5 protein-coding genes and 1 pseudogene are annotated in these 6,090 nt (G+C 70.9%); 1 reads left to right on the top strand and 5 read right to left on the bottom strand.

The window, feature by feature from the left end; genetic code table 11:
- Positions 1 to 175 precede the first annotated feature (175 nt).
- Positions 176 to 1,309, bottom strand: a pseudogene (locus BFF76_RS34790) (MFS transporter); the annotation flags it as partial.
- Between the two features lie 87 nt (positions 1,310 to 1,396).
- On the opposite strand from BFF76_RS34790, the gene BFF76_RS29705 reads away from it, so the two are divergent.
- Positions 1,397 to 2,299, top strand: a complete 903-nt coding sequence (locus BFF76_RS29705; protein ID WP_031099671.1) for a phytanoyl-CoA dioxygenase family protein — start codon at positions 1,397 to 1,399, stop codon at positions 2,297 to 2,299.
- Positions 2,300 to 2,355: 56 nt separating this feature from the next.
- Here BFF76_RS29705 and BFF76_RS29710 read toward each other — a convergent pair whose 3' ends face one another.
- The 4 genes from BFF76_RS29710 to BFF76_RS29725 form a co-directional block, all read right to left on the bottom strand.
- The gene (locus BFF76_RS29710; RefSeq protein ID WP_031099672.1) at positions 2,356 to 3,474 is read right to left on the bottom strand and encodes a GNAT family N-acetyltransferase; all 1,119 of its coding nucleotides are present in this window, start codon (positions 3,472 to 3,474) and stop codon (positions 2,356 to 2,358) included.
- A gap of 48 nt (positions 3,475 to 3,522) precedes the next feature.
- Positions 3,523 to 4,698: a GNAT family N-acetyltransferase gene (locus tag BFF76_RS33170; RefSeq protein WP_065849464.1), complete on the bottom strand. Its 1,176-nt coding sequence runs from the start codon at positions 4,696 to 4,698 to the stop codon at positions 3,523 to 3,525.
- Positions 4,699 to 4,748: 50 nt separating this feature from the next.
- A complete protein-coding gene (locus BFF76_RS33175) occupies positions 4,749 to 5,300 on the bottom strand; it encodes a P-loop NTPase family protein (protein WP_053929335.1) in 552 nt (183 codons plus the stop codon).
- Positions 5,297 to 6,090 (bottom strand): HAD family hydrolase (locus BFF76_RS29725; RefSeq protein WP_141695699.1); only part of this gene is annotated, 794 nt, incomplete at its 5' end. The genes BFF76_RS33175 and BFF76_RS29725, both read right to left, overlap by 4 nt.

Genomic DNA, 6,090 nt, shown 5'->3' on the forward strand with positions numbered 1-6,090 from the left:
TGCGGGGCCGGTCAGGGGGCGGGGGTCTGCTCGCCGACGGTCTCTCCGGACCCCGGGCGCACGCCCAGCGCGCGGGCCTGTTCGAGAGTGGTGGCGGAACGAAGCGGCGAGAACATCAGCCAGAACGAGACGCACAGGTACGAGACCCCGACGACCCAGATGGCGCGGTCGGCNNCGGCAGCGTCCCCAGGGCCACCAGCCGGTAGCTGGCGGTGACCGCGCCCAACTGGTGCTCGGGCGGGATGGCTTGCCGGAGGCTCACCGCGAAGACGTTGAAGAGTGCCACCCCGAAGCCGTTCACGACGAAGGCTAGGGCGAGGAGGGCCACCAGGGCGACGACGCCGAGGTCGAAGACGACCCCGAGCGGGACGAGGAGGAGACCGGCGGCGGCGAGGACCACGCCGCCGGTGAGGGTACGGCCCACGGTCGTCCGGGCGCCGATGCGCGCCGCCACCAGCGAGCCGGCCAGCGCGCCGGCGCTGCCGATGCCGATGACCAGACCGATCGCCGTGCCACTGAGGCCCAGCTCACGGACGGCGAAGATAAGGAAGACGGTGAGGAAGCACTGCTCGTGCAGGTTGGACAGGCCCGCCTGCGTGCAGAGGTCGCGCAGGGGGCGCAGGGACCAGGTGTACCGCAGCCCTGATCCGATCGTGCGCAGCGCCGACTGCCGCGGTACGCCGGGTGCCTTGACGTCACGCAGCAGTGCTCCGCTGAGAGTGGCTCCGACGAAGAAGGCGGCGGCGACGGCGAAGGTGGGCGAGAGCCCCAGCTTGCCGACGAGGAAGCCGGCCGCCGAGGGACCGGCGAGCTGGCTGACGGAGTAGGTGGCCTGGTGCAGTCCGTTGGCCGAGGGGATGGAGTCCACGGCGACGATCTTGGGGATGGTGGACTGGTAGGCGACCTCGTAGAAGACGGTCGCCGTGCCGATGACCGCGGCAGCCGCCACCACATGGGTGATCGTCAGCCCCTGGGTGGCCTGCGCGAGGCCCAGGAGCGCGAGCGCGGCACCGCGGGCCACGCTGGTGATCACCAGCGTGCGGCGGGGCGGGTGGCGGTCGACCACCACCCCGGCGACCAGCGACAGCAGGACGATCGGGATGAACTGCACGGCGGAGATGAGGCCCACCTCGGTGCCGCTGGCGTGCAGGGCGGTCACCGCGACCAGAGGCAACAGGAAATTGGTCAGCTGGGTCCCGAAATGGGCGGCCGACTCCCCCGCCCACACATTCCGGAAATCCCTGTTCCCCTTGAGGAGAACCCGGACTTCCTCGTCTAGGATCGCCATTCCATCCCCCGATCGGACCATTGAGAAATTAACCTAGCACACGCCCCATCCGTTCGCTAGGGTGTGGTCAGGCCCGACGATCCGACAGACGTTCGGAGAGATGAGGATATGGTGTCGGAGTATTCGGTACTGACGGAAGAAGAATTGCGGCTACTACCGTCGGACGAGGATGTCCTGCGCTACGAGAAGACTGGCTGGTACCTTTCGCAGAAGCTGCTCAGCGACGCGGAAACCGAGGCCCTGACTCAGGCCAGCGAACGCTTCTACGCAGGTCAGCGCGACCGCGAGTTGCCGGCCCAACCGGATCGGCTAGCCGACTGGACCCCCGCCGACGGCGAGATCCAGCGCAACAACGACTATATTCATTACCGGAATGAAGCCATTGCCGGAATTCTCCGCAAACCCGTAGTGGCCGCCGTGGCCGCACGCCTCGCGAGAACTCCGGAGATACGCACTTTCATGGCGACTCTGATTTACAAACCGGCGGCCCCCGAAGAAACGTCGAACATCGTCTCATGGCATTTCGACAAATACTTCTGGCCCACCTGTTCGTCCGACAACATGCTGACCGCCTTCATCCCTTTCCATGACTGCACGGAGGAGACAGGCACCATCACGATGGTGCCGGGAAGCCACCGGTGGAAGCGGCGTCACGGCGCCGAGCGGCCGACCGGTGACCCGGCGGACGTGGCCCGCGAATACCTGCTGGAAGGGGACGCGGAGCGCAACGGCGCGAGTGTCGAGCGGGTCCCCGTGCACATTCCCCGGGGCCACATGACCTTCCACCACTGCCTGCTGTACCACGGCAGCGGCCCCAACCGCAGTCCTGCCCCCCGGCGGGCGATCTCGTTCCACCTTCAGGACGGCACCAACACCTACCAGCACTACCGGAACTCCGAAGGCCGCCAGCAGCCCTACAAGCACGACGCCCTGGTACGGCGGACCCCGGCCGGGGAGCCGGACTACGCCGACCCGGACTTCTGCCCCACCCTCTGGCCCGCCCGCAGGTGAGACCATGCCGCGGGGTGCCGCTTCCCTTCGGCGCCCCGCGGTGACCGCCGCGGAGGTCAGAGCGGGGTGACCCGGCTCAGCTCCCACTCCTCGTCGTCCATCCCGCCGCCCGCCTCGGCCCGCACCGAGTCGGCCAGAGCCTGGTCGGCGGCGGCGTCGCGGGTCAGGCCGGCACCCCGGACCAGCGGCAGGGTCAGCACCGCCGCCCATACGGGGTGGAGTCGCGCTCCGCGCCTGACCTTGGCCTCGACCGCCGACAGGCCGAGGTGGAGGGCGTTGAGCCCGTGCCGCTCCATGTGGCGCAGCGGTCCGTAGTAGACGGCGTTGAAGTACTCGTACGCGTCCTTGGTCCGGGTGTAGTCGAAGCCGGCCACCCGGGCGTAGAGCATCTCCCGCCAGGCGAAGGCGACGTGCCCGCCGACCAGGCCGCCCTCCTCGTCGACGACGCGGAACACCGTGCTGAGGCCGTCCAGATGCTCGGCCTGGGCCTTGAGGAACGTCCGGATCTCCGCCAGGTCCAAGGAGGCGTCGTAGCGGTCCATGGTCTGGCCGATCAAGGGGGCGAGTTCGTCCACGCACGCCGACAGGGGTGCCGTCTCCAGCCGCAGCCCGGCCCGCTCGAACTTGCGCACCTCGTAGTCGCGCTTGCGCACGTTCCGTCCGAGCAGCCGCCGGTACGACTCGAAGGTGCCTCCCTCGTTGTGGACCACGGCCTCGGCACTGCGCAGCTGGGCGCGGACCGGGAACAGACCGGCGAGCAGCCGCAGGCTGTCGGTGGTGAGGAAGTCGAAGAGGAGGGCGTCGCGGCCGAGGCCGGCGGCGTGGTCCGCGAGGCCCTCGACCAACTCAGCCAGCGCGGAGCGCTGTTCGGCCTCGGTCCCGGCGAGCAGGAACTCGTTGTGGTATCCGGTACGGGTGCCGACGCGCAGGACCTTGCGGTCGGCTGCGACCGGCGGGAGGGGCGGGGCGTTCTCGGCGGGGAAGTCGTAGGACGGGGTGGCGGCGAGCAGCCCGCTCCCCGACGACACCACGGTGTAGGCGGCCGTGGCGAAGTCGGGACGCTCCTGCCCGGCGAGCCAGCCGTGGCTCAGGTAGAAGCAGGAGGCGGGCGCCAGGGAGTCCCAGGTGGCGCGGTCGATCTCGCCGATCGACGCCAGGTGCCTGGTCTCAGTCACGGCCGGGCCTCCTCCCGCACGATCCGGTCCTCGGGGCGGTGCGCCTGTTCACAGCTGCCATTCCTTCGTGTCGAGCCCACCGACGACGTGCCGCGCGTGCGCGTCCCCGAACGCCTCGGTCTCCTGCCGGTTGCGTTCCCGTACGGCGTCGGGATCGGCCTCGAGAGGCTGGTCCACGCCCACGAGCACCGTGTACAGGGGAACCGGCTGGGCTCCCCTGCTCAGCTTCGCCTCGAAGGTCCCCAGGCCGAGGTGGATGGCGCTGGTGGACCGCCCTGTTCCCTGGTCGATCGGCTGGTAGAAGACCAGGTTGAAGTAGTCCGCCTTGTTGGCGAAGTCGTAGTCGAAGCCCGCCACGCGGGCGTAGAGCATGTCCTGGTGGTGGTACCGCAGGGCGAAGCCGACGGGGCTGTCGCCTTCCTCGGCCAGCAGCAGGGTGCTGAGATCGCCCAGGTACCGTCCCTGCCGGCCGTAGACCTCCGCCGCCCGCTCAACCCCGTAGTCGTGGCCGTGCTTGCGCATGAGGGCGCTGTTGAGCGGGGCTACGCGGTCGACGACCTCGGGCAGAGCCACCTCCCGGATGGTGCGCCCGCTGTCGCGGAAGGTGCGGACCTCGCGCCGGGCGCGGGGGCGCCGCTTGGCGGGGAGCCAGGCGTAGTAGTCGTCCAGGCCGTCCCAGAGGCCGATCGGGAGCACCGTCTCCACGTCGTGGAAGAGGACGATGGCCCCCGCGTGCTCGTGGGCGCGGGCGATGTCGAGCGCGTCCTCACGGGTGAGGTAGTAGTAGGCGAGGACGGAGGCCTCGGCCCCCTTGGCGAAGTTCAGGGCCTCGGCGGCCAGCGCCTCGACAGCCACCGCCCGCTGCTGGGGACCGGCGTCCGGGTGGTGGACGACCTGGCCGCGGAACTCCGACCAGCCCGCGCCGATCGCCAGCGGACGCGAGGCGACAGCGGCGTGGCGCTCCTCGCCGATGAGGCCGGTGAGCAGATCGGCGGGCGTGTAGAGCGCGTGGGGAGGCCGGGTGAACGTGTAGGTCTCCATACCGGCCACCGCGGTGCCGTCGGTGCCGTGGGCCGTGATGCGGCGGGCCCGTGCACCCTGTGGCAGTTCTTCCTCCCGCACGCTCTGGAAGCCCGTGGTCGAGTAGAGGGTGGACCCGGAAGTGAGGGTTCCCCAGTCGGCGGCGGGCAGCGCGCCGACCGTGTCGTAGGTGCGGACATCCATGGGTGACTCCCGACGTTGACAAGAGGGTTGTTCCGTCGGCCTGAAGCGGATCACCGTGCGATCCGGCCGACAAGGTTCCGTACGTCGCCGCCTCGGAACCGGATGAGGCGCACACCGGTCTCCGACAGGCGTGCGAACAGGTCGAGGTTGGCCTGCTGCTGTTCCGCCCGCACCTTCAGGGCGTACCAGAGGATCGACCGGGGGCCGACGACCGTCCACAAGGTCTCCCGGGTGCCGCCCCACAGCTCCTCCCGGCGGATCCAGCGGCTCAGGGTGCGGCGCAGCAGCCGGGGCCAGGCGACGCGCAGCGGCGGGTCGACCCAGACCACGCAGTCGGCGGTGTGCGCGTAGGCCGCGACGGCGGCGGGGAACTGGCCGTCGACCACCCAGCGCTGGGCCTCCAGCGCCTTCTGGATCTCCGCGAGGAACCTGTCCTCCGGCACCGGCGTCCAGCCCGGTCCCCAGAACAGGGCGTCCAGGCGGACCGGGGGCGCGCCGGGCTCCGCAAGCAGCCCTGCGAGGGTCGACTTGCCGCAGCCCGGCCCGCCGACTATCCAGACCTTCCCCGCCGGCGGGCCGCCGGGAGGGTTCACTTCGTTCACAGGAGGTTCCTCTCCAGCCACTTGGCCACCCCGTCCTCGTCATGATTATCCGTCAGTTCCGTTGTCGAAGACCGTACGTCAGAACTGGCGTTGGCCATCGCCACGCCCGTGGCGGCCGCGCTGAGCAGAGCCATGTCGTTGGGCGCGTCGCCGAAGGCGACGACAGTGCTCCAGTCGAGGCCGCGGCCGGCAAGAAGCCAGGAGACGGCGGACCGCTTGTCGGCCCCAGGCGCCGAGACCTCGACGAGGCCCGCGTCCGAGGAGGTCCAGGTGAGACCCGCGGGGGCGAGGAAGTCGGGCGAGGGAGGGCAGGCGCGCCGGGCCATCAGGCACAGGACCTCCTCGCCGTCCGGCACCTCCGCGACCCGGGGCGCCTCCGCGCCGCCACTGCTGAGGATGTCCGGCCAGTCGGGCCCGAGCAGCCGGCCGGAGAGGCGGTCCACCGCCCAGGGAGCCGGTCCGAGCAGGGCCAGCGCCTCGCGCACCCGGGCCGGGTCCATGGCGCGGACCCGCCGCGGCCGGGGGTCGTCCAGGCCGCCGGTGACGGCTCCGTTGGAGGAGACGAGGGACGCGCCCAGTCCGCGCAGGGGCCCCAGGACCTTCCGGGCCGACCAGGCGGGCCGTGCAGTGGCGAGCACCAGATGCACGCCGTCGGCCACGGCGGCGGTGAGAGCTCGGCGGGTGCGTTCGCCGACCTTGCGGTCCGCGTCCAGCAGTGTGCCGTCCAGGTCCGAGACCACGACTGCGGGGCGGGCGCCCCCATCTTCCCGGGGGCGCCCGCCCCGCAGTC

Source organism: Streptomyces mutomycini (assembly GCF_001700505.1).
Taxonomy (GTDB): domain Bacteria; phylum Actinomycetota; class Actinomycetes; order Streptomycetales; family Streptomycetaceae; genus Streptomyces; species Streptomyces mutomycini.